Below are 24,339 nucleotides of genomic sequence, written 5' to 3'. Positions count from 1 at the left end.
CCGATGGCCGGCGCCAAGAACCATGATTACCACATCCTGCCGCCGAGCATCTGGCCGCTGGTCGGATCGTTCTCGGCGCTGATCATGGCGGTCGGCGGCATCATGTGGATGCACGGCGGCCATATCGACAAGCCCAATGGCGGCGGCTGGATCTTCTTCATCGGCCTCACCGGGCTGCTCTTCACCTTCTACAGCTGGTGGGCGCAGGTCATCAAGGAAGCGCACGCGGGCGACCACACCCCCGTCGTCCAGCTCCATTTCCGCTACGGCATGATCCTGTTCATCGCCTCCGAAGTCATGTTCTTCGTCGGCTGGTTCTGGGCGTTCTTCGACTTCTCGCTGTTCCCGACCGCGATGACCTATGCCGACGGCAGCGTCACGCGTGCGGTCGAAGGCGGCGCGGCGATCGTCGCGCAGTGGCCGCCCAAGGGCCTGACGGTTATTAACCCGTTCGAACTGCCGCTGCTCAACACGCTGATCTTGCTCACCTCGGGTACGACGGTGACGTGGGCGCACCACGCGCTGATCCACAACCAGCGCGGCGGCGAGAAGACGGGGGCCTGGGGCTTGATCGGCGTCGGCAACCGCGACGGCGTGCTCAAGGGCCTGTGGCTGACGGTAATCCTCGGCGCGCTGTTCAGCTCGATCCAGGCGTACGAGTACGTCCACGCACCCTTCCCGTTCAAGGGCATCAACTATGGCGCGGCGTTCTTCATGGCGACCGGCTTCCACGGTTTTCACGTGCTCATCGGCACGATCTTCCTGATCGTCTGCTTGGTCCGCGCCTATCGCGGCGACTTCACCCCGCGCCAGCATTTCGGCTTCGAGGCGGCGGCGTGGTACTGGCACTTCGTCGACGTCGTGTGGCTGTTCCTCTTCGTCACCGTCTATGTCTGGGGCGGCTGGGGCGCCCCCGTCCACGGCGGTTGAGCTTTGCTAGTTTTGGGGTGAGCCACCACCCCGGTAGCCACCACCCCGGCGAAGGCCGGGGCCCAGTTGGCAAGGTCGCAGTAGCGAAGCGCCGTCCTCCGTCAGCAACGTCCCCCAACTGGGCCCCGGCCTTCGCCGGGGTGGTAGCGGTTTTGGATGCGGCCTGGACGCGAACCAAAGGTCGCCCCCTTACCTTGTTCTCCCGCGAAGGCGGTAGCCCAGTCTGGATCCCCGCCTTCGCGGGGAAACAAGGGATAGCGCTGACCGCATGACCGAAGACCCATACCCGCTCGCCAACGCCCCCACGATCGCCCAGGTCGCGCTCAAAGGCCTGTGCCCCCGCTGCGGCAAGCCCACCCTTTTCGCCAAATGGTCCAACTTCGCCGACCGTTGCCCGAACTGCGGTCTCGACTTCAGCAAGTTCAACGTCGGCGACGGCCCTGCCGCATTCCTGACCCTTATCCTCGGCGCACTCGTCGTAGCCCTCGCGATCACGCTCGAACTCAAAGTCCACCCGCCACTCTGGCTGCACATGCTTATCTGGATTCCCTTCACCGCCGGCGGGGTCGTTCTCTCGCTCCGCGCGGCAAAGGGCGCGCTGATGTCCGCCGAATACCGCAACGCAGCCCGCGAAGGCCGAATCGACCCGTGACACGACGCATTCCGACAATCCCGACCATCCTCGTCACGCTCGCGATCGCGGCGATGATCGCGCTCGGCCTGTGGCAACTGCTCGACCGCCTCCCCAAAAAGGAAGCGTTCCTCGCGCAGCTCGCCGCCAATCCCGCCAAGCCGCCAATGGCGTTCCCGCGCTTCCCCGACGAAACGCTGCTGTTCCGCCGCGCCTCGGGCCTCTGCCTCCAACCAACCGCCATCAAGCTCGCCGGCGCCGGCAAATCCGGCTTCCGCGCGATCGCCGAGTGCCGCACCGGCGCGGAAGGCCCCGGCATGGTCGTCCAACTCGGCACCACGCGCGATCCGATGGCCAAGATCGCGTGGACCGGCGGCGAAGTCTCCGGCTACATCAGCCACGCGCCCGACGGCCGTTCGCTGATCGGATCGCTGTTCGATCACACCCCGCAGCGCCTGATGCTGGTCGCCGACACCCCGCAAGCCGGCCTCAACCCCAACGGCAAGCCCGACATCGCCTCGGTCCCGAACAACCACCTCGCCTATGCCGGCCAATGGTTCTTCTTCGCCGCCATCGCCGCGATCATCTACACCCTCGCGCTACGGCGCCGGCCTCGCTAGCCGTTCTCCTGCGAACGCAGGAGCTCAGGGTAGCACGCGCATTCCTGCGTAACCCTGGATGCCTGCGTTCGCAGGAAAACGGAAAGCGTGCAGCTTGTTCCCTTCCGCTCAGGCCGCTAACCGCTTGGCCATGCGTTACATCAGCACCCGCGGCTCGGCGCCCATCCTCGATTTCGAAGCGGCGACGCTCGCCGGCCTCGCCTCCGATGGCGGCCTCTACCTTCCCGACGCGTGGCCGACGATGACCCGCGACGAGATCGCCACGCTCGCGGGCCTGTCGTACGTCGACACCGCGGTCGCCGTGATGGCCCCGTTCGTCGGCGACGCGATGACGCGCGAGGAACTGAAGGCGCTCTGCGATCAGGCCTATGGCCGCTTCTCGCACGCCGCCGTGACGCCACTCGTTCAGCTCGACCACGACCAGTGGCTGCTCGAACTCTTCCACGGCCCGACGCTCGCGTTCAAGGACGTCGCGCTCCAGTTGCTCGGGTTGTTCTTCGAACGCTTCCTCGCCGGCACGGACAAGCGCCTGACGATCGTCGGCGCGACCAGCGGCGACACCGGCTCGGCCGCGATCGACGCGGTCGCAGGGCGCGAGGGCATCGACATCTTCATGCTCCACCCGGTCGGCCGCATCTCCGACGTGCAGCGCCGCCAGATGACCACGGTGCTCAGCCCCAACGTCTACAACATCGCCATCGAGGGCAGCTTCGACGACGCGCAGGCACTGGTGAAGGCGATGTTTAACGATCGCGCCTTCTCGACCAAGTTCGCGCTGTCGGCGGTGAACTCGATCAACTGGGCCCGGCTGATGGCGCAGGTGGTGTATTTCTTCTACGCCGCGGTCCGCCTCGGCGCGCCCGATCGCGAGGTCGCGTTCGCGGTCCCGACCGGCAATTTCGGGGACGTGTTCGCGGGCTATGTCGCGGCGAAGATGGGGCTGCCGGTTGCCAAGCTGGTGGTTGCCACCAACATCAACGACATCCTCCACCGCGCGCTCAGCACCGGCGATTATTCGAAGGGCGGCGTCCAGCAGACCCCGACCCCGTCGATGGACATCCAGGTCAGCTCGAACTTCGAACGCCTGTTGTTCGACCTCGGCGACCGCGACGGTGCAGCGCTGGCGGCGCAAATGGGTGGCTTCGAATCATCGGGAGCGATGCGCCTGACCAACGCGCAATCGCAAGGCGCCTCGGCCCTCTTCCAGAGCGAGCGCATCGATCTCGACGACATGACGCTGGCGATGCGCTGGGCGCACGAGCATGCCGGGCAAGTGATCGACCCGCATACCGCGATCGGCCTCGCCGCCGCGCTGCGCACCGAAGTCCCCGCCGGCGTACCGATCGTCACGCTCGCGACAGCACATCCGGCCAAGTTCGGCGACGCGGTCGAGCGTGCAACGGGCGTCCGTCCCTCGCTACCAACCCGCGTGGGCGACCTGTTCGACCGCGAGGAGCGCTACGCCACGCTGCCTGCGACCTTCGAGGCGATCACCGCCTACATCACCGAGCGCGCGAAGCCGTCGGCATGAAGCTGGAAACCCTCATCGGCGAACCCTGGGCGGATTACGGCCTGATCGACTCGGGCCAAGGCAAGAAGCTCGAACGCTATGGCCGCTTCCGCTTCATCCGCCCCGAGCCGCAGGCGATGTGGGCGCCCGCCTCGGCCGACTGGCAGGCACAGGGCGAATTCGTCCCCGGCTCCGACGAGGACGGCGGCGGTCGCTGGGAATTTTCGGAGCCCGTGCCGCGCGAAGGCTGGACGCTCAAGTGGAACGAGGTGTCGTACACCGCGCAGACCACACCGTTCCGCCACCTCGGTTTCTTCCCCGACATGGCGCCGGTGTGGAGCTGGATGCGCGAGCGCGTCGCGGGGCTCGACTCGCCCGAATGCATGAACCTGTTCGGCTATACCGGCGTCGGCACGCTGGCGATGGCGACCAAGGGCGTCCGCATGGTCCACGTCGATGCGTCGAAGAAGTCGGTCGAGGCGGCCAAGGCCAACGCGAAACTGTCGGGCATGGCCGATGCGCCGATCCGCTGGATGACGGATGATGCGGCGAAGTTCGTCGCGCGGGAGGTTCGGCGGGGGCGGCGATATGACGGGATTTTGCTCGATCCGCCGAAATACGGGCGTGGTCCGGAAGGCGAGGTCTGGCGGCTCGAGGAAGACCTCCCCAAGCTGATCGCCGACTGCCGCAAACTGCTCGACGAGAACTCGCGGTTCCTGTTCCTGACGGTCTACGCGGTGCGGATGTCGGCGCTGGCGATCGGTGAGTTGCTGAACCAGGTTTTTGCCGATCTGCCTGGCAAGGTCGAAGTCGGCGAACTCGGCGTCCGCGAAGAAGCGCGTGGCCTAGTATTACCGACGGCAATCTGGGCCCGCTGGAGCCGCTGAACTCGCCCTCATAGTACCACCCCGGCGAAGGCCGGGGCCCAATTGGAAAGGTTGGAGTAACGAAGGACGGTCCTCCGTTGGCTACGTCCCTCAATTGGCCCCCGGCCTTCGCCGGGGTGGTGGTTAGTTCAGGGGACCAGGCAAACCCGGCAACTCCCATACCGTTCGTGCCGAGTAGAGGCCGAGTAGCCCTCTTGGGCGTATCGAGGGCTCGTATCGAGGTACAGGTTCCGCGCGCCAACCTGTCCTTCGATACGCCGTCTCGATACGCTCCTTGCGGAGCTACTCGACAGCTACTCAGGACGAACGGCAGTTGCGGGATTACCCCGGGATCTGCTGCGAAATGCAGTGGAAGCTCCCGCCGCCCGTCAAAATATGATCCGCACGCTGGCCAACCACCTCACGGTCCGGGAACAGCGCCTGGATCGCCACCACCGCCGCCTGGTCGTTCTCGGCCCCGTACAACGGCACCACCACCGCGGCATTCCCGATATAGAAGTTCATGTAGCTCGCCGGCACGACCTCCTCGTCGCGCAGCACACGCCCCGGCGACGGGATCGTCACGACCTCCAGCCCGGCTGCCTCGGCGTCCCGCGCCGCGTTCTGGTACACCTGCCAGTTCGGATCGTTGTCGGTCGCCTTGGGGATCGCCACGCGCCCCTTGCCGACGAACCGCGCGAGGTTGTCGACATGGCCGTCGGTGTGATCATTGACCAGCCCGTCTCCCAGCCACACCACGCGGGTATAGCCGAGATCGGACGCCAGCCGCGCCTCGATCTCCGCCCTGGTCAGCGACGGATTGCGGTTGCGGTTGAGCAGGCACTGCTGCGTCGTCACGACCGTCCCGGTACCATCGCCATCGATAGCGCCGCCCTCGAGCACCCAGTCGCACGCCTCGACCCGCGTGTGCCAGCTTTCCGCCAGCCGCTGGCCGATCGTGTCGTCGCCGGGCAGATCATACTTCCCGCCCCAGCCGTTGAACCGGAAGTCCCGCGCGCTGCCGTCGCCGACGATGATCGGCGCGGTATCGCGCAGCCAGATATCGCCGAACGGCTCGACCACCACATCCGCGAACGGCGCCAGCTTCTTGGCGGTGGTCGCCGACCCGACGTCCGCCGCGACCAGGATCACCGTCTCGCCCTTGCCGCCAGCATGCACAGCCTTGGCAAACGCGACGACCTCATCCCGCGCGGGCTCCAGATCCTCCAGCCACAGGTCCGCATGGCTCGGAAAGCCGATCCAGACGGCCTTGTGGTGCGCCCATTCGGCGGGGGTAGAGACGGTCGTGGTCACTTACTTGGCTCCTGCGCGATCGCGGTCACGGATGCCGCGGAATTCGGCGGTCTTATACCAGTTCGGCCACAGACTGGTATCGTCCGCGAGCTTCCGCCCGAGCCCGTAATAGATCGTCAGGTCCTCGACCGCGCCCGACCAGTCCCACTTCGCGTCATATTCGTCCGCAGGCTTGTGATAGCGGTGCGCGACATAATCCTCGCGCGCGGCATGGCCCGCCGCCGTACCGCCAACGACGAGGTCCTCACCACTGCCGCCATCGAGCATCGGCACGCCCAGCTTGGCGAAACTGAAATGATCCGACCGGTAATAGCCGCCACGCTCCGGGTTCGCCTCTACGCCGATCACGCGGCCCTCCGCGGCGACGAACGGCTTCACCAAATCCTCGATCTCCGACTTGCCCGCACCGGTCAGCACGAAGTCTTTCGCCCGCCCGTCGACGTTCAACACGTCCATGTTCACCCCGCCGACGGTATGCGCGAGCGGATAGATCGGATGCTCGGCATAATAGCGCGACCCGAGCAGCCCGGACTCCTCCGCGGTCACCGCCAGGAACGCGATCGACCGCTTGGCCGGCCCCGCCTTCACCTGAGCCTCGGCCAAGGCCACCAGCCCCGCGACCCCACTCGCATTGTCCGCCGCACCATTGCAGATGTCGTCGCCATCGACCGCGTCGCAGCGCCCGAGATGATCCCAATGCGCCGAATACATCACATAATCATTGGGAGCCGCCGTCCCCGGCAGCACGCCGATGACGTTCTTGGACGCCTGCCGCTTGATCGTGTTGTCGAACCCACCGCCGAATTTCAGTCCGAGCGGTACCGCCTTGAACCCCTTCACCTTCGCCGCCGCCGCCAGCGTCGCATAATCCTTGCCCGCGCTCGCGAACACGCGCTCCGCCGCCGGCTTCTGCATCCAGCCGACGACCTGCGACTGGTCGAGATGATCGCCCTTCTCGTCCAGCTCGAGCTGCGGCCCGGTCCAGGACGACTGCACCACCGCCCACGGATACGCCGCCGGCTCGGTATCGTGGACGATGATCGCCGCCGCCGCGCCGTGCTTCGCCGCATTCTCGAACTTGTACGGCCAGCGCCCGTACCACGTCATCGCGCGGCCCTCGAACGGCCCCTCGCGCGACATCGTCTGCCAGTCGGCGTCGTTGATGAGGATGACCACGGTCTTCCCCTTCACGTCGGTGCCGGCATAATCGTCCCAGCCCTTTTCAGGCGCGGTGATGCCGTAGCCGACGAACACCACATCGCTGTTCGCCACCGCGGACTTCGGCGCGACGCGATAGGTGCCCGCGACCATGTCGGTGCGATAGGCGAGGCTGACGGGTGCCTTGCCGCCGGTAAAGCTGAACGGCGCGACGTTGCCCGCGGTGATTTCCACCATCGGCACGTCCTGCGTCCACGCCCCCTTATTGCCGGGCTTCAACCCCGCCGCCTTCATCCGCTCGACGATATACGCGACCGTCTTCGCCTCCGCAGGCGTGGTCGGCGCGCGGCCTTCATACGCGTCCGACGACAGCACCTGCGTGACAGTCTTCAACGTCTCGACCGAGATCGCAGGCGTAGTCTGCGCAGACGCAGCAGTCCCGAGCAGCAGGAGAGGCAGGATGGCAGCGCGCATGGTCATATCCCCGTTTGGTTGCGCGCGTTCTGGCAAAGCCCGGCGCGCATGTCCACGAGGCGACACGGGGCAACGAAAAAGGGCGGCCCCTCAGGACCGCCCTTTTCCTCGTATCGATCGTACCGAAAGATCAGCGCGAGTAGAACTCGACGACCAGATTCGGCTCCATCTTCACCGGGTAAGGCACTTCGTCGAGCGTCGGGACGCGCGTGAAGGTGACCTTGGCGGCGCCGTCGGGCGCGACATAATCGGGGATCTCGCGCTCGGCGAGGCTCTGGGCTTCCATGACCAGCGCCATTTCCTGCGCCTTCGAACCCAGCGTGATCTCGTCGCCGACGAAGCAGCGACGCGAAGCGATGTTGCACTTCACGCCGTTGACGCGGATGTGGCCGTGCGAGACGATCTGGCGAGCCGCGAAGATCGTCGGTGCGAACTTGGCGCGGTAGACGATCATGTCGAGCCGCTGCTCGAGCAGGCCGATCAGGTTCTGCGAGGTATCGCCCTTCAGACGCGCAGCCTCATGGTAGCATGCACGGAACTGCTTCTCGGTCACGTCGCCATAATAGCCCTTGAGCTTCTGCTTGGCGCGCAGCTGGATACCGAAATCGCTGACCTTGCCCTTGCGGCGCTGGCCGTGCTGGCCCGGGCCGTATTCGCGCTTGTTGACGGGCGACTTGGGACGACCCCAGATGTTCTCGCCCATACGGCGATCGAGTTTGTACTTCGCGCTTTGACGCTTCGACATAGTAAGTCCTTGGCAAATGCTAACAACGTTGGTCCCGGTATCGCTCTGCTGGTCGTCGTTAAGACAAGGCAGGGCCACCGCTTCACCGGGGTGCAGGGCCATTGCGAAGGCGGGCGCCTAGACGGGGGGCGGGCCAGAGTCAAGCTGGACAGGCCGGATGGGGCTCGGCAAGAGACGGCGCATGACCATTCTCCCCGGGCCCGATTGCACCACCATGACCGATGTCCGCGCGGGCGTCGACGCGCTCGACCGCGACTTGGTCGCGTTGCTCGCCAAGCGGTTCGCCTACATGGACGCCGCCGCGCGCATCAAGCCCGAGCGTGGGCATGTGCGCGACGAGGCGCGGAAGGCGCAGGTGATCGACAACGCGCGGGCCGAGGCGGCGAGACTGGGCGTTCCGGAGGCCGTGGTCGCGGATCTGTGGGAACGCCTGGTCGAAGCCTCGATCGCCTACGAACTCGCCGCCTTCGACCGGCGCTAGGCTCGCGGTCGCTTCCCCGCCAGCGACGACAGCACGCCGCGGAGAGTTCGGATCTCCTGGCTCGACCAGCCCGGCTTCGTCAGTAGCGTGCGCAGCGTCCGCCGCGTCGACTGCATCTTGTCGGGCAGGTGAAAGAACCCCGCCCCCATCAGCATCGCATCGAGCTGCCCGATCATCCCGTCGAGCTCCTCCTGCGGGGCAGGCGGCATGATCGGGTTGATCGACGGCTGCGACAGCTCGCGCTCGGCGGTCAGGCCCTTCGACCATTCATACGCGACCAGGATCACCGCCTGGGCGAGGTTTAGCGAGCCGAACTCGGGGTTGATCGGCACCGTGATGATCGTCCGTGCGACCGCAACGTCGTCGGTTTCGAGGCCAGAACGCTCTGGCCCGAACAGGATCGCGGAACGGCCGGGGGCGGCGTGGATCTCGGTCGCGGCTTGCTCGGGGGTGACAACCGGCTTGGTCACGCCGCGTTTCCGCACTGTGGTGGCGTAGATCTGCGCGCAGTCGGCGGTGGCTGCTGCGACGCTGTCGTAGACCTTCGCATTCTGGAGGACGATGTCGGCGCCGCTGGCGGCGGGACCGGCGGAGGGGTTGGGCCAGCCGTCTCTGGGGGAGACCAGGCGCATCTCGGTGAGGCCGAAGTTCAGCATGGCGCGCGCGGCTTTGCCGATGTTTTCGCCGAGTTGGGGACGGACGAGGACAATGACGGGGGGTGGGGTTTCCTCCGCCAAGGTGCTTCGACTTCGCTCAGCACGAACGGGAGGGGGAGATGGGGCCCCCTTCCCCTCTTCCGAAGAGATGCCCTCCCCCCCTTCCGTTCGCCCTGAGCGAAGTCGAAGGGCCCGTTCCCGCGGGGGGATCGCCGCATCGTGCAGATCCGCCCAATCCTCGCGCGCGAGCGCTTCCTTCTTGCGCCGCGACCAGCCCTTGACCTGGAACTCCGCGGCAAGCGCTTCCTGCCGGCTGCTGAAATCCTGGCACCACATGAGCGTCACAGGCCGGCGCGTCTGGGTGTATCCCGATATCTCGCCGAGGTTGTGCTGTCCGATCCTGCGCTCCAGGTTATCGGTGTGTCCGGTGTAATAACTGTCGTCGGCGCAGCGCACCACATAAGCCCAGAATGTCATCGGGGCGGCTTACGCGGGGGCGTGGTGTCCGGACAAGTCCTTCGACTTCGCTCAGGACGAACGGGGGTGGGGAGGTGGACTTACCACCGGGGGCGGACATCATCCCTACCCGCCCCCTACCCGTTCGCCCTGAGCGAAGTCGAAGGGTACCTCACTTGGGTCGCAGGGCAGGCCCAAATCACTCAGCCCGCCCAACCTCCTCCACACTCCCGGCAAAAGCCTCGAAGTCCTTAGCCTCGCTAAAGTCCCGGTACACGCTCGCAAACCGGATATACGCGACCGAATCGAGCCCCTTGAGCCCGTCCATCACCATCTCGCCGATCCGCTTCGACGTGACGTCGTTCTCGCCCAGCGTCTCCAGCCGACGCTGAATCCCGCTCACCAGCTTCTCGATCCGCCCAGCCTCAATCGCCCGCTTCCGCGTCGCGATCGACAGCGACCGCAGCAACTTCTCCCGATCGAACGGCTCCCGCCGCCCCTCGCTCTTCAACACGAACAACTCGCGCAGCTGGATCCGCTCGAACGTCGTGAAACGCGCCGCGCACCCTTCGCACTGGCGCCGGCGTCGGATCGCCGCCCCGTCTTCGGTGGGGCGGCTGTCCTTTACCTGGCTGTCTTCATGTCCGCAGAAGGGGCAGCGCATTCAGACCTTCTTCTTGCCCTTGTAGTACGCGTAGCCTGCGCCTGCGAGCGCACCGAAGATCGGACCGACGATCGGCACCGGGATCGCCACGACCGCGCCGAGTGCGCTCCACTTGGCCATGCTCTTGCCGAGGCCGGGGGTCGCCTTGATGTCGTTCTGGACGTCGTCGAACTTCGACATGCTACTTATCCTTGATAGATCGGGAAGCGCGCGCAGAGTGCACGAACACGCGTCCGAACGTCCGCCTCGACTTCCGGGTCCCCATGCTCGCCCTTTTTCGCGAGGCCGTCCAGCACGTCGGCGACCATGTTGCCGATCTCGCGGAACTCGGCGGGGCCGAAGCCACGCGTCGTACCCGCGGGCGAGCCGACGCGGATGCCGCTGGTCTTGACCGGCGGCAGCGGATCGTTGGGGATGCCGTTCTTGTTGCAGGTGATCCCCGCACGCTCCAGCGCCTCGTCCGCATCGCGCCCGGTGATGCCCAGCGGCGTAAGGTCGATCAGCGCGAGATGCGTGTCGGTGCCGCCCGACACGACGTCCGAGCCGCGCTCCTTGAGCGTTGCCGCCAGCACCTTGGCGTTCTCGACGACCGCGGCGATGTAGCTCTTGAAGTCGGGCTGGAGCGCCTCGCCGAACGCGACCGCCTTCGCCGCGATCACGTGCATCAGCGGCCCGCCCTGAAGCCCCGGGAACACCGCCGAGTTGATCTTCTTCGCTATGCCCTCGTCATTGGTCATGATCATGCCACCGCGCGGGCCCCGCAGAGTCTTGTGCGTGGTGGTCGTCACGACGTGCGCGTGGCCGAACGGCGTCGGGTGCAGGCCCGCCGCGACGATCCCGGCGAAATGCGCCATGTCGACCATGAAATACGCGCCGACCTTGTCCGCGATCGCGCGGAACTTCGCGAAGTCGATGACGCGGGGATAGGCCGAGCCGCCCGCGATGATCAGTTTCGGCTGATGCTCGACCGCCAGCGCCTCGACCTGGTCGTAATCGATCAAATGCGTGGTCGCATCGACGCCGTACTGGACCGCGTTGAACCACTTGCCCGACATCGCCGGCTTGGCGCCATGCGTCAGGTGGCCGCCAGCATCGAGGCTCATGCCGAGGATCGTGTCGCCCGGCTTGACCAGCGCGAGCATCACCGCGCCGTTCGCCTGCGCGCCCGAATGCGGCTGCACGTTGACGAACCCGCAGCCGAAAATCTGCTTGGCGCGCTCGATCGCGAGCGTCTCGACCGTGTCCGACGGCGCGCAGCCCTGGTAGTAGCGCTTGCCGGGATAGCCCTCGGCGTACTTGTTCGTGAACACCGACCCTTGCGCCTCGAGCACCGCCTTCGAGACGATGTTCTCCGACGCGATCAGTTCGATCTGCGTCTGCTCGCGTTCCAGTTCGGCAGCGACGCCGGCGAATACGGCAGCGTCCGCATCGGCGAGGCCGCGCGTGAAAAAGCCGTCGGGCTGGACGTCGTGGAGTTCGCGGGGCTGAGTGCTCATGCGGGGACCTTTAACTTGTCGACACGGAGTTGATGACGGCCGCCGGCAAATTCGGCGGACAGGAAAGCTTCGACGCACGCCTTTGCCATTTCCTCGCCGATCAGGCGCGCGCCCATCGCGATGGCATTGGCGTCGTTGTGGATGCGTGCGAGGCTCGCCGACAGTGGTTCCGACACGAGCGCGCAGCGGCAGGCGGGATTGCGATTGGCAGCGATCGAGATGCCGATCCCGGAGCCGCACAGCGCGATACCGCGCTCGGCGCGACCATCGGCGATCGCCGACGCCAGCTTGAACCCGTAATCGGGATAATCGACGCTGGCTGTGCCCTCGGGCCCGAGATCGAGCACGTCATGCCCCGCCTCGCGCAGCCAGGCGGCGAGCACCGCTTTCAACGAAACGGCGGCGTGATCGGACGCGATGGCGATGCGCACCTGGCGTATTCCTGTGACGGGGGATCGGGTGCCCAGCCCCATACCGACCCGAGCGCGGATTTGCCACACCTGTTCGCGGGTCGTGAGGGACGACGGCATCCCATTTCACCCCGTCATCCTGACGAAAGTCAGGACCCAGGGTTACAAAGCGCAGTTCTACGTTACTCTGGGTCCTGACTTTCGTCAGGATGACGGAGCACAATGCTGGCTCGCTCGCCTGCGCCATAGGAGACGTCCATGAAAGCCCTCACCCTCCTAACCGCCGCCGCGCTGACCGCCTGCTCAGGCCCTGCCCCCGATACCAGCAGCGACGGCAACATGACGTCCGCCGGCTCGGTCGAACGCAAGGTCTCCGCTCCCAAGTCCAAACCTGCGCCCAACTACACCGGCCGTTGGATCGGCGTCGAAGGCATGGTCCTCGACGTCGCCCCGACCGACACCCCCGGCCACTATGCGCTGACGATGCAGTGGGACCTCGACAACAAGGGCAAGTTCGACGGCACCGCGACCGGCGACACGATATCGTTCGATCGCAAAGGCATCCGCGAAACGCTGCGCCCGACCAACGGCGACGCGACCGGGCTGAAATATCTCCTCGGCAAAACCGACTGCCTCACCGTCAAGCCCGGCGAAGGCTATTGCCGCGAGCGACTTAGCCGCTAGGTTCCGGATCGTGACCATGGCCTTTTCAAACGCGGACGCGGCGCGCGCGCATCTCTCCGAGGTGCTCTTGCGCACGGGCCAAGAGGACCGCGACGCGTTTCGCGAGCTCTATTCGCTGACCAGCGCGAAGCTTTTCGGCATCACCCACCGTATCTGCGGCAACGCCCAAGCCGCGGAGGATGTGCTGCACGAGGTCTATCTCACGATCTGGAAACGCGCCGGTGCCTGGGAACCCGGCCGCGCGAGCCCGATAACCTGGTTGGCAACGATCGCGCGCAACCGCGCCATCGACTGGCAGCGCGCGCAGGGCGTCCGCCGCACGAGCCCGCTCGACGACGCGCCCGACATCGCGGATCCTGGCGAGGGTGCCGAAGCGGGGATGCTGGCGAGCGAATCGTCGCGCGAACTGGTCGAATGCCTCGACGGTCTCGAACCGCAACAGCGCGACGCGATCCGCACCGCGTTCTTCGACGGCGTCACCTACGCCGAACTCGCGATCAAGCGCGCCGTGCCGCTGGGCACGATGAAAAGCTGGGTCCGCCGCGGCCTCGCGCGCCTGAAGGATTGCCTCGATGGTTGATCCGACCCCCGATACCGGCGTGCCTGAGGACGTCGCCGCCGCCGAACTCGCACTCGGGCTGCTCGAGGGCGAGGAACGCGGTGCAGCGCTGCGTCGCGTGCTCGCCGAGCCTGGTTTCGCAGCCCAAGTCGAATGGTGGCGGTCGCGTCTCGCGGTCCTGTTCGACCTCTGGCCCGAACACGCCGCGCCGCCGCATCTCGCCGCCCGGATCGAAGCCAGTCTCGACGGAACCCCGGCCCCCGCGCAAACGAGCCGCTTCGCTTGGCCGGCGCTCGCCGCCGTCACCAGCGCGCTCGCCGCATCGCTGTTGCTGTTCGTCATGGTCCGCCCAGAACCGACCGTGCCCGTCTCGCAACCGATCGCCCCCTCAATACCGGCCGCGCGCCCAACCAGCGTGCTCGTCGCGATGCTCGGCGATGCGAAGTCGCCGGTTGCAGCAGTGTACGATCCCGCAAATGGCGCGCTCCGCGTCGCGGCCGGCCCCGGCGTTCCAGATGCGCGCGTCGCGCAACTCTGGGTAATCGGCGGCAACGGTGTGCCGCATTCGCTCGGCCTGCTCTCGGGCCGTCCGACCTCGCTCGCGCCCAAGGGCGTCGATCGCGGTCGCATCGCCCCCGGCGCGACACTCGCGATATCGGTCGAACCGCTCGGCGGCTCGCCGACCGGCCTGCCGACCGGTCCGGTCGTCGCCACCGGCGTAGTCGCGCGCGTCTGATGGCCAAGCGACCCGCCGCGGCCGGCGGCATCCCGCCGATCGCGCGCCTGCTCGGGCTGAGCGGCCTCCTCCCGCAACTCGCGGCGGTCGCGCTGCTGCTGAGCGGCGATCCGCAAAGCCGGTTCTCCGCGCTGGCGATCGCCTACGCCTATGCCGCGATCATCCTGAGCTTCCTCGGCGGTCTGTGGTGGGGCCTCGCCGCACGCACCGACTCGCCGCCGCGCTGGCTCTGGTTCGCGAGCGTCGCGCCCTCGCTGATCGCGCTGGCCACCGCCTGGCCCTGGATGGTCGGCCTGCGCTGGCCCGGCCCGTCGCTGGTCGTGCTCGGCATCAGCCTTATCGCCGCGCTGCTCGTCGACCGCGCGCTGGTCCGCGCCGGCATCGCACCATCCGGGTGGATGGCACTGCGCGTACCCCTGTCGCTCGGCCTTGGCGTCCTGACATTACTGGCGGCTATACTGTGACTCGGGTGCGGGAAATGCTATACTGAGTCTATGAGCGTTGCCGAACACATCACTCAATTGGCTTCCGGGCCCGCGCGTTTCACCACCGCCGAGTTCATGGAACTCGTCCGTCATCCGCCGATAGCCGACTGGCTGGGCAAGGTCGAACTGGTCAACGGGGAGATTATGCGGATGTCACCGGCAAACGTACCGCACTGGAACGCGCAGCGCATCGCTTTCCTGCGCTTGCAGTCCGCCTTCGCCGCGCTCGGCACCGAATGGATCGTCGGGCAGGAGCCGACCGTCCGCCTGACCGCCGACACGCTGCGGGAACCGGATGTGGCGGTGCTTCGCGACCCCGATCTACGCGCCACATTGTTCGACCGCGTTGCGCTGTTTCTCGCTGTGGAGATCGCCGATACGAGCCTCGCGCTCGATCTCGGCACCAAACGGAGCGACTATGCCGAGGCGTTCGTACCACATTATTGGGTCGTCGATATCAACGCGCGTCGGACGCATGTGATGGCCAAGCCCCGCGCTGGCGATTACGAGGATAAACGGCTGATCCCGTTCGGCCAGCCTATCGCAATCCCAGAGCTGAACATCGACATCGTCGTCGACTAAGCCTCAAGCCGCCTTGCGCAAATCCAACCGGCTCCAGATTTCCACCAGCGCATCGGTCAGTTCGCGCATCATCGCCTCGGTATGCGCCGGGCCTGGCGTGAACCGCAGCCGCTCCGTACCACGCGGCACGGTCGGATAATTGATCGGCTGCACGTACACGCCGTATTCGGCGAGCAGCACGTCGCTGATCTTCTTCGCCTTGACCGGATCGCCGACCATCAACGGCACGATATGCGTATCGCCGATCATCACCGGCAGCCCAGCGTCCTTCAACATCGCCTTCAACATCGCAGCGGACGCCTGCTGCCCCTCGCGCTCGACGCTCGAGCTTTTCAAATGCCGCACGCTCGCCAGCACGCCAGCGACCAGCACCGGCGACAACGAGGTCGTGAAGATGAACCCCGGTGCGTAAGACCGGATTACATCGACGATCGTACGATCGGCGGCGATATAGCCCCCCATCACGCCGAACGCCTTACCAAGCGTCCCCTCGAGGATCGTGATCCGGTGCGCGACCTCGTCCCGCTCCGAAATGCCGCCGCCGCGCGCGCCGTACATCCCGACCGCATGGACTTCGTCGCAATAGGTCAGCGCGTTGTACCGGTCGGCGAGATCGCACACCGCCGAGATCGGCGCGATGTCGCCCTCCATCGAATACACGCTCTCGAACGCGATCAGCTTCGGCACGGCGGGATCTTCCGCGGCCAGCAATTCCTCGAGATGCGCGAGATCATTGTGGCGGAATACCCGCTTCTCGCAGCCCGAGTTGCGGATGCCCGCGATCATCGATGCGTGGTTCAGCTCATCCGAAAAGATGATGCAGCCCGGCAGCACCTTGGCCAGCGTCGCCAGCGTCGCCTCGTTCGAGACGTACCCGCTGGTGAACAGCAGCGCCGCTTCCTTGCCGTGCAGGTCGGCGAGTTCGCCTTCCAGATCGACATGGTAATGCGTGTTGCCGCCGATGTTGCGCGTGCCGCCAGAGCCCGCGCCGACGTCGTGCAACGCCTCTTCCATCGCCGCGATCACCTTGGGGTGCTGGCCCATCGCAAGGTAATCGTTCGAGCACCACACCGTGATCGGCTTCGGCCCGTTATGCCCGGCGAAGCAGCGCGCGTTCGGAAAGGCACCCTTGTTGCGGAGAATGTCGATGAACACGCGGTAGCGCCCTTCGGCATGCAACCGGTCGATCGCCTGCGTAAAAACGCGCGAATAATCGACTCGCGGACCCAAGGTAGAATCCGTTGCCGAGATGCCGTTGGTAATCATAGGCTTGGGCACTACGCCTCGCTTTCACTCGTTTCCAGCGCAATACCGCTCTTACGGTGATCGCTTTCCTCATCCTGGCAGCACATTGCCACGATGCGGCCGCGACGCAAGGTGGCACATTGTCCCAGGTTAACGCTTAAAGCTGCTCGATCCTGCCAAACCCGTGCGCAGCCAGAGCCGGTCCGAGCGCGCGCTCCTCGTCGCCCAACCGGGTGAAGACGGCAACGCCCTCCCCCGCTCCCGACCATGATTCGCCCTGCATGAGATGCACGATCCGTCGCGCGATCCCCGGTCCGCCATCGACGAAGCGCACCCCGGGAGCAGCGACTGCAAGCTCCGCTTCCACCAATGGAAAATGCGTGCAGGCGTTGACGATCACGTCGATCGCGTCGCCGCCGGGTTGCGAAAACAAGCCATCGAGCACCGCAGCATAGCTTTCCGGCGCGACGACTCGGCCATGCAATTTCGCCTCCGCCATCTCGACCAGAGCCGCCGATCCATACCGCAGTACCGTGCAATCGCCCGCAAACTTCGCCGCCAGATCATCGACATACGCCTGCCGCACGGTCGCCTCGGTACCCAGTACGCCGATCGTCCGCGTCTTCGAAAGCAGCGTGGCGGGCTTGATCGCCGGTACCGTCCCCACCACCGGCAGGTCGAGCGCCGCGCGCACCACCGGTAGCGCGATCGTCGAGGCCGTGTTGCACGCGATCACGATCAACCGCGGCCGATACCGCTCCGCCAGCCGCCCCAGCAACACCGGCACCCGCGCCGCAATCTCCGCCTCGCTCTTGGTCCCGTACGGAAACCCGGCCGAGTCGGCGGCATAGACGAACGGCGCATCGGGCAGCGCCGCGCGCGCCGGCCCAACGATCGACAACCCGCCGACACCGGAATCGAAGAACAGGATGGGGCGCGTGTCCATGCGCGCTCTTAGGCCGGTTCGGCCCGTGCAAACCAGTCCCCGTCGTCCCCGCCCCACTTCGTCATCCTGACGAAAGGCGTGAGATCAACGCCCACTCGACGCCATTTGCCGTCAGCCCCGGGTCGTTTATAAGCCCCTCCAGAACGGGGGACATAGTTGCAGACGGAAATTCTCTGGGTCGCGCCCACGCTATCGCTCGTGCTGAGCTATCTGCTCGGCTCGATCCCGTTCGGCGTCATCCTCACGAGGGCGGGCGGCGCAGGTGATCTGCGCACGATCGGCTCGGGCAACATCGGCGCGACCAACGTGCTGCGCACCGGACGCAAGGGCCTCGCCGCCGCCACGCTGCTGCTCGACATGGCCAAGGGCGCGATCGCCGTGTTGCTGGTTGCGCACCTGTTTCCCGGCAACGCACTGCTAGCAGCGGCCGGAGCCTTCATCGGCCATTGCTACCCGGTCTGGCTGAAGTTCAAGGGCGGCAAAGGCGTCGCGACGCTCATGGGCATCGTCGTCGCGCTGCACTGGCCGCTCGGACTGGTCTACGCGGTCGTCTGGCTCGGCCTCCTCGCGGGTCTCCGGATCTCCTCGGTCGCCGGCATGGCCGCCGCGCTCAGCGCGCCGTTTGCAGCCGCGCTGTTCGGTCGCTTCGACCTCGTCCTGCTGCTCCTCGCACTCGCATTGATCGTCCTGTGGAAGCACCGCGAGAACATCGAACGCCTGTTCTCCGGCACCGAGCCGCGCATCGGGTCCAACCGGCAAAAGAGTGGCTGACCCGACGGTCTCAAGACTTCGGCTCATCCGCACGACCGGGATCGGACCGGTCACCTATCGCCAGCTTATCGCCCGCTTCGGCAGCGCCGACGCCGCCCTCGACGCGCTCCCCATGCTCGCCCAGCGCGGCGGCGGACGCGCGCCGAAAATGGCAGACGCCGCGCTCGCCGAACGCGAAATGGCCGCCACCGCGAAGCTCGGCGCACGCTACCTCTTCCTCGACGACCCGGACTATCCCCGCCTGCTCGCCGAGATCGAGACCGCACCCCCGGCGCTCATCCTCCGCGGCGACATCGCCCACGCCGGCCGCCCCTGCATCGCCATGGTCGGCGCGCGCAATGCCTCGGCCGCTGCCTGCCGCTTCGCCCGCCAGCTCGCGCTGCAACTCGCAGAAGAAGGCACCACCATCGTCTCCGGCCTCGCCCGCGGCATAGACACAGCCGCGCACATCGGCGCACTGGGTGCAGGCTCGAGCGGCGCCACGATCGGTGTGATCGCCAGCGGCATCGACATCGCCTACCCGCCCGACAACACCGCCTTGCAGGAGCGCATCGCCACCGAGGGCCTCCTCCTTGCCGAACAGCCCCCCGGCACAGAGCCCAAGGCGCGCAATTTCCCCTCGCGCAACCGCATCATCGCCGGCCTCGCGATCGGCACGGTGGTGGTCGAGGCCGTCCCCAAATCCGGCTCGCTCATCACCGCGCGCCTTGCCAACGAATCCGGCCGCGAAGTCATGGCCGTCCCCGGCAGCCCGCTCGATCCCCGCGCGCAAGGCTGCAACCTGCTGATCCGCGAAGGCGCCACGCTAGTGCAATCGGCCGCCGACATCCTCGAACAGATCCGCCCGTTCGACCCGCGCTCGGTCCGCTCCCCGATCGACGCCTACGCCGCCTCGCCCCCCGAAGATGCAAGCGACACCGACCGCCGCCGGATCACCGACCTGCTCGGCCCCGTCCCCGTCGCGATCGACGAGCTCATCCGCCAGTCGCGCCTGAGCCCCGCGGTCGTGCACACCGTATTGCTCGAACTCGAACTGGGCGGCCGGCTCGAACGCCATGCCGGCGGCCGGGCAAGCCTCAGCTGACCTAACCGACCAGTCTCGGTCCCGGGGCGGCGGCGGGCGCGGGGACCGCGGAAACGTCCTCGCCTGGGTCGATCTGCGGATCGCCGGCCGCTGCATCCTCGCCGCAATCCCGCGCGATCGTGGCGATCAAGACGTCCAGCTCGTTCTGGTGCAGCTTTATCTCGTCGAGCACGGACGACTGCGCGACCTGCTCGCGCAACGCGACGATCCGCTTGGCAAGAAACGCGCATTTCCACCGAGCAACGGTCAACGCGTCGTTGGTCACGATGCCTCTCCCGCCTCGGTGATGAGAGACCGTCGAACGCTCGTCACCGCGCCGTGAAGTTCCCGCCGCACGTCGATCCCTGCGCGAAAGGACGCGATCCGCGTGGGGAACCAGTATGCCCGGCGAAATCCTTCGGAGCCGTTCGGCAACGTTGACAGGTTCACGGTCTCGACTACCACGCACCGTACGGCCGCATCGGTAGAACACAGACGTAAGGTTTGATGATTTCTTATCATATCATGGCGGTAACTGACGAACCTGGATCAATTAATCCGGGAAATACCCTGCATTGAGGCCGATGGCCCTGGTTCGCCCGAACACGGTACCGGACCTCGGCGGGTCCGGGCGTGCGTCGATCCTCGATGGAGACGATCGCAGAGACTACGCTAAAGGCGTAGTATCGCGGCCTCGCCGCGGTTGCTCCTCTGGAAAACCGGCTCCCGCGACCGCACCTCTTGCACGTCACTCTGAACCCACTGCGGGTTGACGCGGCTACCCCGACGCCGTCACCCTCGTACGCGTACACGTAAGGACCCTGGTTTCCCCATGCAGCTTGTCATCGTCGAATCGCCTGCCAAGGCCAAAACCATCGAGAAGTATCTGGGCAGCGATTACCGCGTCCTGGCCAGCTACGGCCATGTCCGCGATCTGCCGCCCAAGGACGGCTCGGTCGATCCCGACGATGCCTTCGCGATGACGTGGGAGAATTACGCCGACAAGTCGAAGCAGCTGAAAGCGATCACCGATCTCGCCAAGGTCGCCGACCGCCTGATCCTCGCGACCGATCCGGATCGCGAGGGCGAGGCGATCTCGTGGCATGTCCGCGAGGTCCTGCGCGCGCGGAAGGCGCTACCCAAGGAGGTCGAGCGCGTCACCTTCAACGCGATCACCAAGGCCACCGTCACCGAGGCGATGAAGAACCCGCGCGAGCTCGACGACGACCTGATCGACGCGTACCGGGCGCGGCGCGCGTTGGATTACCTAGTCGGCTTCACGCTCTCGCCGGTGCTGTGGCGCAAGCTGCCTGGCGCCAAGTCCGCGGGCCGCGTCCAGTCGGTGTCGCTCCGCCTGATCGTCCAGCGCGAGCGCGAGATCGATGTGTTCAAGCCGCAGGAATACTGGTCCGTCACCGCCGAGATGGAGCATGACGGCACCGCCTTCACGTCGCGGCTGACGCAGTTCGAGGGCAACAAGCTCGACCGCCTCTCGATCGGCAACGAAGGCGATGCCCTACGCGCCAAGCAGGCGGTGCTCGACGGCAATTTCTCGGTCCAGTCGGTCGAGACCAAGCCCGCCGGTCGCAACCCGCCGCCGCCGTTCACGACGTCGACGTTGCAGCAGGAAGCGTCGCGGAAACTCGGTTTCTCGGCGGATCACACGATGCGGATCGCGCAGGGCCTCTACGAGGACGGCGCGATCACCTACATGCGTACCGACGGCGTGCAGATGGATAGCAGCGCAATCAGCGCCGCGCGCTTAGCGGTCGCTAACCGCTTCGACGCGAGCTATGTCCCCGACAAGCCGCGCCAGTACCAGTCGAAGGCGAAGAACGCACAGGAGGCGCATGAAGCGATTCGCCCAACCGATTTCGGCAAGGACAAGGCCGGCGGCGGCGATCACGCGCGCCTCTACGACCTGATCTTCAAGCGCGCGCTCGCCAGCCAGATGGCGTCGGCGCGGATGGAGCGCACGACGGTCGAGATGGCCGACGGCACCGGCCGCAACATCCTGCGCGCCACCGGCCAGGTCGTGCTCTTCCCCGGCTACCTCGCGCTGTACGAGGAAGGGTCGGATGACTCGGCCGACGAGGACGCCCGCCGCCTGCCGCGCATGCGCGAAGGCGATGCGCCCGCCAAGAAGAAGGTCGACGCTGAGCAGCACTTCACCCAGCCGCCGCCGCGGTTCTCGGAAGCCTCGCTGGTCAAGCGGATGGAGGAGCTCGGCATCGGCCGCCCGTCCACCTACGCGTCGATCATCAAGACGCTGAAGGACCGCGCCTATGTCCGGATCGAGAAGAACCGCTTCTTCGCCGAGGAGAGCGGGCGCCTCGTGACGGCGTTCCTCGAACGCTTCTTCGAGAAGTACGTCGGCTACGACTACACTGCCGAACTCGAGGAAGAACTCGACGACGTCTCCGGCGGCCGCGCGCAGTGGCAGTCGGTGCTCGACGCGTTCTGGCGCGATTTCAAGCCGCGCACCAACGAGGTGATGGAGCAGCAGCCCTCGGCGATCACCGCCGAACTCGACACCTTCCTCGCGCCGTATCTGTTCCCGGCCAAGGCTGACGGCGGCGATCCCCGGCTCTGCCCGAACTGCGGCGAGGGCCAGCTGGCGCTTCGCGGCGGCAAGTTCGGCGCGTTCATCGCCTGCTCGAACTACCCCGAGTGCAAATACACGCGCCGCTTCGCGCAGCCCGGTGGCGACGCCGAGGCGGATGCGGGTCCCTCGACGCTCGGCACGCATCCCGACACCGGCCAGCCGATCGAGCGCAAATCGGGACGCTTCGGCCCGTATCTGCAGATCGGCGAAGGCGAAGACCGCAAGATGGCGTCGATCCCGAAGGATATCGGCGAGCTGAACCTCGAATGGGCGGTCAAGCTGCTGTCGCTTCCGCGGACGGTCGGCAACCACCCCGAGACGGGCGAGCCGATCATCTCGACGATCGGCAAGTTCGGCCCGTATCTGAAGCATGCTGGCAAGTATGCGCGGCTCCAGACCACGGCGGACGTGTTCGAGACGGGCATGAACGCCGCGGTCGTAAAGCTCGCCGAAGCGGCAGCCGGCGGAGGACGCACCGCGCGCGGGGCTCAGGCCCCGCTAAAGATCCTCGGCAACCATCCGCGGACTGAGGCGGAGATCAAGCTGATGGAGGGCCGCTACGGCGCCTACGTCACCGACGGCACGACCAACGCGACGCTGCCCAAGTCGATCGAGAAGGACCAGCTGACGCTCGAGGAAGCGGCCTCGCTGATCGACGCACGCGCCGCCGCGGCGCCGGCAACGAAGAAGAAGAAAGCGCCAGCCAAGAAGCCGGCGGCGAAGAAGGCACCGGCCAAGACAGCAGTGGCCAAGGATGAGGCTGAAGCGAAGGCTCCGGCAAAGAAGGCGCCGGCTAAAAAGGCCCCCGCCAAGAAAGCCGCGCCAAAGAAGAAAGCCGAAGCCTAATCCTCCCCTGCAAGGGGAGGGGGACCATCCAAAGGACGGTGGAGGGGGGCTTCCCCAAAAGCACCGCTGCGTAAGGTAAGCCCCACGAACGCTACGCCCGCGGTGATCCCCCTCCACCCTTCGCCAAGCGGCGAACGGTCCCCCTCCCCGTTCCGGGGAGGATTAAGCAGCCCGGCGTTGCGTCAACTGCATCCAATCCCGCGCGGCGCGCTGCGCCACCGAGATCTCCCGCGCGGTCATGTCCTCGGCGATCTCAGCCCGGCATTCCTGCGCGGCGATGTTCCCCGACACCGCCGCCAGGTTGAACCACTTGTGCGCCTCGATCAGGTCGAGCACGACACCGGCCGTGCCGGTCGAATACACCATCCCCAGTTCGTAGCACGCCCGGTCGTCGCCGCGCGCGGCATCCGCCAGACGGCGTTCGATCGTAATATTCGCGGTCTTGAAACTGCTGCCCATGGTCTTGCCCCCAATGTTCGTGAGGACAGATTGCCGTGATTCGGGCTACGAAATGGTTAATGGGTTAACGCCCATTTTTTACAACGCGTCTGGCGCCTCGATCGCGATGTTATCGATCAACCGCGTCGCGCCCATCCGCGCCGCCGCCAGCAACCGCCGCGGACGCTCCGCCGCAGGGTTCTCGGACAGCGTCTCGGCATCCGCCAGCGCGACGTAATCGATCGTGAACCCCGCCCCGACCAACGTCGTCCGCGCATCGTCGAGCACCGACTCGACGTCCTCGCCCTTCGCGATCGCCCGCGCCGCGACACCCAGCGCACGCGGCAGGGCCACCGCCTGCTTGCGCTGCTCGTCGTCGAGATAGATGTTGCGCGACGACATCGCCAAACCGTCGTCGTCGCGCTGCGTCGGCACCCCGACGATATCGATCGCGAAATCGAGATCGGCGACGAACCGCCGGACGACCGCCAGCTGCTGGTAATCCTTCTCGCCGAAATACGCCGCATCGGGCCCGACCTGGTTGAACAGCTTCGAAACGACCGTCGCGACGCCGTCGAAATGACCGGGCCGCGAGGCGCCGTCGAACCCATCGCTGACGCCCGACACGCGCACCGACGTCGCGAAACCCTCGGGATACATCGTCTCGACCGACGGCAGCCAGAGCAGGTCGCACCCGGCTTCGGTGAGCATCCGGATATCGGCCATCTCGCGCCGCGGATAGCGCGACAGATCCTCGTTCGGGCCGAACTGCGTCGGGTTGACGAAGATCGACGCCACAACCTTCGTCCCAGGCCGCTTCGCCGCTTCGATCAGCGCGACATGGCCGGCGTGGAGCGCGCCCATCGTCGGGACGAGCGCGACGCGCTGCCCCGCCGCACGGAAGGCGGCGACGCTGTCGCGCAACGCATTAAGGTCCCGGACGGTGTCCACGTGAAACTCCTACTCGA

General features: G+C 66.4%; 27 protein-coding genes. 14 read left to right on the top strand and 13 right to left on the bottom strand.

Annotated features, from left to right (window positions below; all coding sequences use genetic code 11):
• Positions 1 to 3 precede the first annotated feature (3 nt).
• The 5 genes from IFR23_RS18695 to IFR23_RS18675 all read left to right on the top strand — a co-directional run bounded on the left by IFR23_RS18695 (position 4) and on the right by IFR23_RS18675 (position 4,578).
• On the top strand, positions 4 to 930 hold the full coding sequence (locus IFR23_RS18695) for a cytochrome c oxidase subunit 3 (protein WP_107964469.1): 927 nt from the start codon (positions 4 to 6) through the stop codon (positions 928 to 930).
• Positions 931 to 1,198: 268 nt separating this feature from the next.
• A complete protein-coding gene (locus IFR23_RS18690; protein ID WP_107964468.1) occupies positions 1,199 to 1,582 on the top strand; it encodes a DUF983 domain-containing protein in 384 nt (127 codons plus the stop codon).
• A complete protein-coding gene (locus IFR23_RS18685; protein WP_342345009.1) occupies positions 1,579 to 2,181 on the top strand; it encodes an SURF1 family cytochrome oxidase biogenesis protein in 603 nt (200 codons plus the stop codon). Before IFR23_RS18690 ends, IFR23_RS18685 begins: the two co-directional genes overlap by 4 nt.
• 130 nt (positions 2,182 to 2,311) lie before the next feature.
• The gene (thrC, locus tag IFR23_RS18680) at positions 2,312 to 3,712 is read left to right on the top strand and encodes a threonine synthase (RefSeq protein ID WP_192977148.1); all 1,401 of its coding nucleotides are present in this window, start codon (positions 2,312 to 2,314) and stop codon (positions 3,710 to 3,712) included.
• On the top strand, positions 3,709 to 4,578 hold the full coding sequence (locus IFR23_RS18675; RefSeq protein WP_192977147.1) for a class I SAM-dependent methyltransferase: 870 nt from the start codon (positions 3,709 to 3,711) through the stop codon (positions 4,576 to 4,578). Before thrC ends, IFR23_RS18675 begins: the two co-directional genes overlap by 4 nt.
• 321 nt (positions 4,579 to 4,899) lie before the next feature.
• On the opposite strand, the gene IFR23_RS18670 is transcribed toward IFR23_RS18675, so the two are convergent.
• The 3 genes from IFR23_RS18670 to rpsD all read right to left on the bottom strand — a co-directional run bounded on the left by IFR23_RS18670 (position 4,900) and on the right by rpsD (position 8,248).
• Entirely contained in the window at positions 4,900 to 5,871 is a 972-nt protein-coding gene (locus tag IFR23_RS18670; protein WP_192977146.1) for an agmatine deiminase family protein, read from the bottom strand.
• Positions 5,872 to 7,503, bottom strand: coding sequence for a M28 family peptidase (locus IFR23_RS18665; protein WP_192977145.1), 1,632 nt, complete (start codon positions 7,501 to 7,503; stop codon positions 5,872 to 5,874).
• Between the two features lie 130 nt (positions 7,504 to 7,633).
• Entirely contained in the window at positions 7,634 to 8,248 is a 615-nt protein-coding gene (gene rpsD, locus IFR23_RS18660) for a 30S ribosomal protein S4 (RefSeq protein WP_056017869.1), read from the bottom strand.
• Between the two features lie 181 nt (positions 8,249 to 8,429).
• Here rpsD and IFR23_RS18655 point away from each other — a divergent pair, with 181 nt between their 5' ends.
• Positions 8,430 to 8,729, top strand: coding sequence for a chorismate mutase (locus IFR23_RS18655; RefSeq protein WP_192977144.1), 300 nt, complete (start codon positions 8,430 to 8,432; stop codon positions 8,727 to 8,729).
• Here IFR23_RS18655 and IFR23_RS18650 read toward each other — a convergent pair.
• From IFR23_RS18650 to rpiB, 5 genes are all read right to left on the bottom strand, one after another.
• Positions 8,726 to 9,862 carry a TrmH family RNA methyltransferase gene (locus tag IFR23_RS18650; RefSeq protein WP_192977143.1) on the bottom strand — a complete coding sequence of 379 codons (1,137 nt, stop codon included), beginning with the start codon at positions 9,860 to 9,862 and terminating at the stop codon, positions 8,726 to 8,728. The genes IFR23_RS18655 and IFR23_RS18650 overlap by 4 nt on opposite strands.
• 178 nt (positions 9,863 to 10,040) lie before the next feature.
• The gene (gene nrdR, locus IFR23_RS18645) at positions 10,041 to 10,505 is read right to left on the bottom strand and encodes a transcriptional regulator NrdR (protein ID WP_056487307.1); all 465 of its coding nucleotides are present in this window, start codon (positions 10,503 to 10,505) and stop codon (positions 10,041 to 10,043) included.
• Positions 10,506 to 10,685 (bottom strand): hypothetical protein, encoded by a 180-nt coding sequence (locus IFR23_RS18640; protein ID WP_056066278.1) that lies wholly within the window; start codon positions 10,683 to 10,685, stop codon positions 10,506 to 10,508.
• Positions 10,686 to 10,690: 5 nt separating this feature from the next.
• Complete coding sequence (locus IFR23_RS18635; protein WP_192977142.1) at positions 10,691 to 12,001, bottom strand: serine hydroxymethyltransferase; 1,311 nt, start codon at positions 11,999 to 12,001, stop codon at positions 10,691 to 10,693.
• On the bottom strand, positions 11,998 to 12,432 hold the full coding sequence (gene rpiB, locus IFR23_RS18630) for a ribose 5-phosphate isomerase B (RefSeq protein WP_192977141.1): 435 nt from the start codon (positions 12,430 to 12,432) through the stop codon (positions 11,998 to 12,000). Before rpiB ends, IFR23_RS18635 begins: the two co-directional genes overlap by 4 nt.
• Positions 12,433 to 12,669: 237 nt before the next feature.
• Here rpiB and IFR23_RS18625 point away from each other — a divergent pair, with 237 nt between their 5' ends.
• The 5 genes from IFR23_RS18625 to IFR23_RS18605 are packed head-to-tail and all read left to right on the top strand — an operon-like array spanning position 12,670 to position 15,457.
• Entirely contained in the window at positions 12,670 to 13,095 is a 426-nt protein-coding gene (locus tag IFR23_RS18625; RefSeq protein WP_192977140.1) for a hypothetical protein, read from the top strand.
• Positions 13,096 to 13,111: 16 nt separating this feature from the next.
• On the top strand, positions 13,112 to 13,675 hold the full coding sequence (locus tag IFR23_RS18620; RefSeq protein WP_192977139.1) for a sigma-70 family RNA polymerase sigma factor: 564 nt from the start codon (positions 13,112 to 13,114) through the stop codon (positions 13,673 to 13,675).
• A complete protein-coding gene (locus IFR23_RS18615) occupies positions 13,668 to 14,390 on the top strand; it encodes an anti-sigma factor (protein WP_192977138.1) in 723 nt (240 codons plus the stop codon). Before IFR23_RS18620 ends, IFR23_RS18615 begins: the two co-directional genes overlap by 8 nt.
• On the top strand, positions 14,390 to 14,854 hold the full coding sequence (locus tag IFR23_RS18610) for a DUF3429 domain-containing protein (protein ID WP_192977137.1): 465 nt from the start codon (positions 14,390 to 14,392) through the stop codon (positions 14,852 to 14,854). Before IFR23_RS18615 ends, IFR23_RS18610 begins: the two co-directional genes overlap by 1 nt.
• Positions 14,855 to 14,884: 30 nt before the next feature.
• On the top strand, positions 14,885 to 15,457 hold the full coding sequence (locus tag IFR23_RS18605) for a Uma2 family endonuclease (RefSeq protein WP_192977136.1): 573 nt from the start codon (positions 14,885 to 14,887) through the stop codon (positions 15,455 to 15,457).
• A 3-nt stretch (positions 15,458 to 15,460) separates the two neighbouring features.
• On the opposite strand, the gene hemA is transcribed toward IFR23_RS18605, so the two are convergent.
• Positions 15,461 to 16,723, bottom strand: coding sequence for a 5-aminolevulinate synthase (hemA, locus tag IFR23_RS18600; protein ID WP_192977168.1), 1,263 nt, complete (start codon positions 16,721 to 16,723; stop codon positions 15,461 to 15,463).
• 136 nt (positions 16,724 to 16,859) lie between these two features.
• Positions 16,860 to 17,648: a glutamate racemase gene (gene murI / locus IFR23_RS18595; RefSeq protein WP_192977135.1), complete on the bottom strand. Its 789-nt coding sequence runs from the start codon at positions 17,646 to 17,648 to the stop codon at positions 16,860 to 16,862.
• A gap of 156 nt (positions 17,649 to 17,804) precedes the next feature.
• On the opposite strand from murI, the gene plsY reads away from it, so the two are divergent.
• A complete protein-coding gene (gene plsY / locus IFR23_RS18590; protein WP_192977134.1) occupies positions 17,805 to 18,419 on the top strand; it encodes a glycerol-3-phosphate 1-O-acyltransferase PlsY in 615 nt (204 codons plus the stop codon).
• A complete protein-coding gene (gene dprA, locus IFR23_RS18585; RefSeq protein ID WP_192977133.1) occupies positions 18,412 to 19,503 on the top strand; it encodes a DNA-processing protein DprA in 1,092 nt (363 codons plus the stop codon). Before plsY ends, dprA begins: the two co-directional genes overlap by 8 nt.
• A gap of 1 nt (position 19,504) precedes the next feature.
• Here dprA and IFR23_RS18580 read toward each other — a convergent pair whose 3' ends face one another.
• On the bottom strand, positions 19,505 to 19,768 hold the full coding sequence (locus IFR23_RS18580) for a hypothetical protein (RefSeq protein ID WP_192977132.1): 264 nt from the start codon (positions 19,766 to 19,768) through the stop codon (positions 19,505 to 19,507).
• 546 nt (positions 19,769 to 20,314) lie between these two features.
• Here IFR23_RS18580 and topA point away from each other — a divergent pair.
• Complete coding sequence (gene topA, locus IFR23_RS18575; protein ID WP_192238537.1) at positions 20,315 to 22,933, top strand: type I DNA topoisomerase; 2,619 nt, start codon at positions 20,315 to 20,317, stop codon at positions 22,931 to 22,933.
• Between the two features lie 162 nt (positions 22,934 to 23,095).
• On the opposite strand, the gene IFR23_RS18570 is transcribed toward topA, so the two are convergent.
• Positions 23,096 to 23,392, bottom strand: coding sequence for a sel1 repeat family protein (locus tag IFR23_RS18570; protein ID WP_192977131.1), 297 nt, complete (start codon positions 23,390 to 23,392; stop codon positions 23,096 to 23,098).
• A gap of 78 nt (positions 23,393 to 23,470) precedes the next feature.
• Positions 23,471 to 24,322: a pantoate--beta-alanine ligase gene (gene panC / locus IFR23_RS18565; protein ID WP_192977130.1), complete on the bottom strand. Its 852-nt coding sequence runs from the start codon at positions 24,320 to 24,322 to the stop codon at positions 23,471 to 23,473.
• Positions 24,323 to 24,339: the final 17 nt, after the last annotated feature.

The organism is Sphingomonas sp. CFBP 13603 (assembly GCF_014892665.1).
Lineage (GTDB): Bacteria > Pseudomonadota > Alphaproteobacteria > Sphingomonadales > Sphingomonadaceae > Sphingomonas.
The sequence above is the reverse complement of the archived record's forward strand: the minus strand, read 5'-3'. Positions and strand labels throughout refer to the sequence as shown.

Coding starts and splice junctions, on each gene's coding strand:
- IFR23_RS18695 (WP_107964469.1), top strand. CDS start 4: ATGGCCGGCGCCAAGAACCATGATTACCACATCCTGCCGCCGAGCATC.
- IFR23_RS18690 (WP_107964468.1), top strand. CDS start 1,199: ATGACCGAAGACCCATACCCGCTCGCCAACGCCCCCACGATCGCCCAG.
- thrC (WP_192977148.1), top strand. CDS start 2,312: ATGCGTTACATCAGCACCCGCGGCTCGGCGCCCATCCTCGATTTCGAA.
- IFR23_RS18675 (WP_192977147.1), top strand. CDS start 3,709: ATGAAGCTGGAAACCCTCATCGGCGAACCCTGGGCGGATTACGGCCTG.
- IFR23_RS18665 (WP_192977145.1), bottom strand. CDS start 7,503: ATGCGCGCTGCCATCCTGCCTCTCCTGCTGCTCGGGACTGCTGCGTCT.
- rpsD (WP_056017869.1), bottom strand. CDS start 8,248: ATGTCGAAGCGTCAAAGCGCGAAGTACAAACTCGATCGCCGTATGGGC.
- IFR23_RS18655 (WP_192977144.1), top strand. CDS start 8,430: ATGACCATTCTCCCCGGGCCCGATTGCACCACCATGACCGATGTCCGC.
- IFR23_RS18650 (WP_192977143.1), bottom strand. CDS start 9,862: ATGACATTCTGGGCTTATGTGGTGCGCTGCGCCGACGACAGTTATTAC.
- nrdR (WP_056487307.1), bottom strand. CDS start 10,505: ATGCGCTGCCCCTTCTGCGGACATGAAGACAGCCAGGTAAAGGACAGC.
- IFR23_RS18640 (WP_056066278.1), bottom strand. CDS start 10,685: ATGTCGAAGTTCGACGACGTCCAGAACGACATCAAGGCGACCCCCGGC.
- IFR23_RS18635 (WP_192977142.1), bottom strand. CDS start 12,001: ATGAGCACTCAGCCCCGCGAACTCCACGACGTCCAGCCCGACGGCTTT.
- IFR23_RS18625 (WP_192977140.1), top strand. CDS start 12,670: ATGAAAGCCCTCACCCTCCTAACCGCCGCCGCGCTGACCGCCTGCTCA.
- IFR23_RS18620 (WP_192977139.1), top strand. CDS start 13,112: ATGGCCTTTTCAAACGCGGACGCGGCGCGCGCGCATCTCTCCGAGGTG.
- IFR23_RS18615 (WP_192977138.1), top strand. CDS start 13,668: ATGGTTGATCCGACCCCCGATACCGGCGTGCCTGAGGACGTCGCCGCC.
- IFR23_RS18610 (WP_192977137.1), top strand. CDS start 14,390: ATGGCCAAGCGACCCGCCGCGGCCGGCGGCATCCCGCCGATCGCGCGC.
- IFR23_RS18605 (WP_192977136.1), top strand. CDS start 14,885: ATGAGCGTTGCCGAACACATCACTCAATTGGCTTCCGGGCCCGCGCGT.
- hemA (WP_192977168.1), bottom strand. CDS start 16,723: ATGATTACCAACGGCATCTCGGCAACGGATTCTACCTTGGGTCCGCGA.
- murI (WP_192977135.1), bottom strand. CDS start 17,648: ATGGACACGCGCCCCATCCTGTTCTTCGATTCCGGTGTCGGCGGGTTG.
- topA (WP_192238537.1), top strand. CDS start 20,315: ATGCAGCTTGTCATCGTCGAATCGCCTGCCAAGGCCAAAACCATCGAG.
- IFR23_RS18570 (WP_192977131.1), bottom strand. CDS start 23,392: ATGGGCAGCAGTTTCAAGACCGCGAATATTACGATCGAACGCCGTCTG.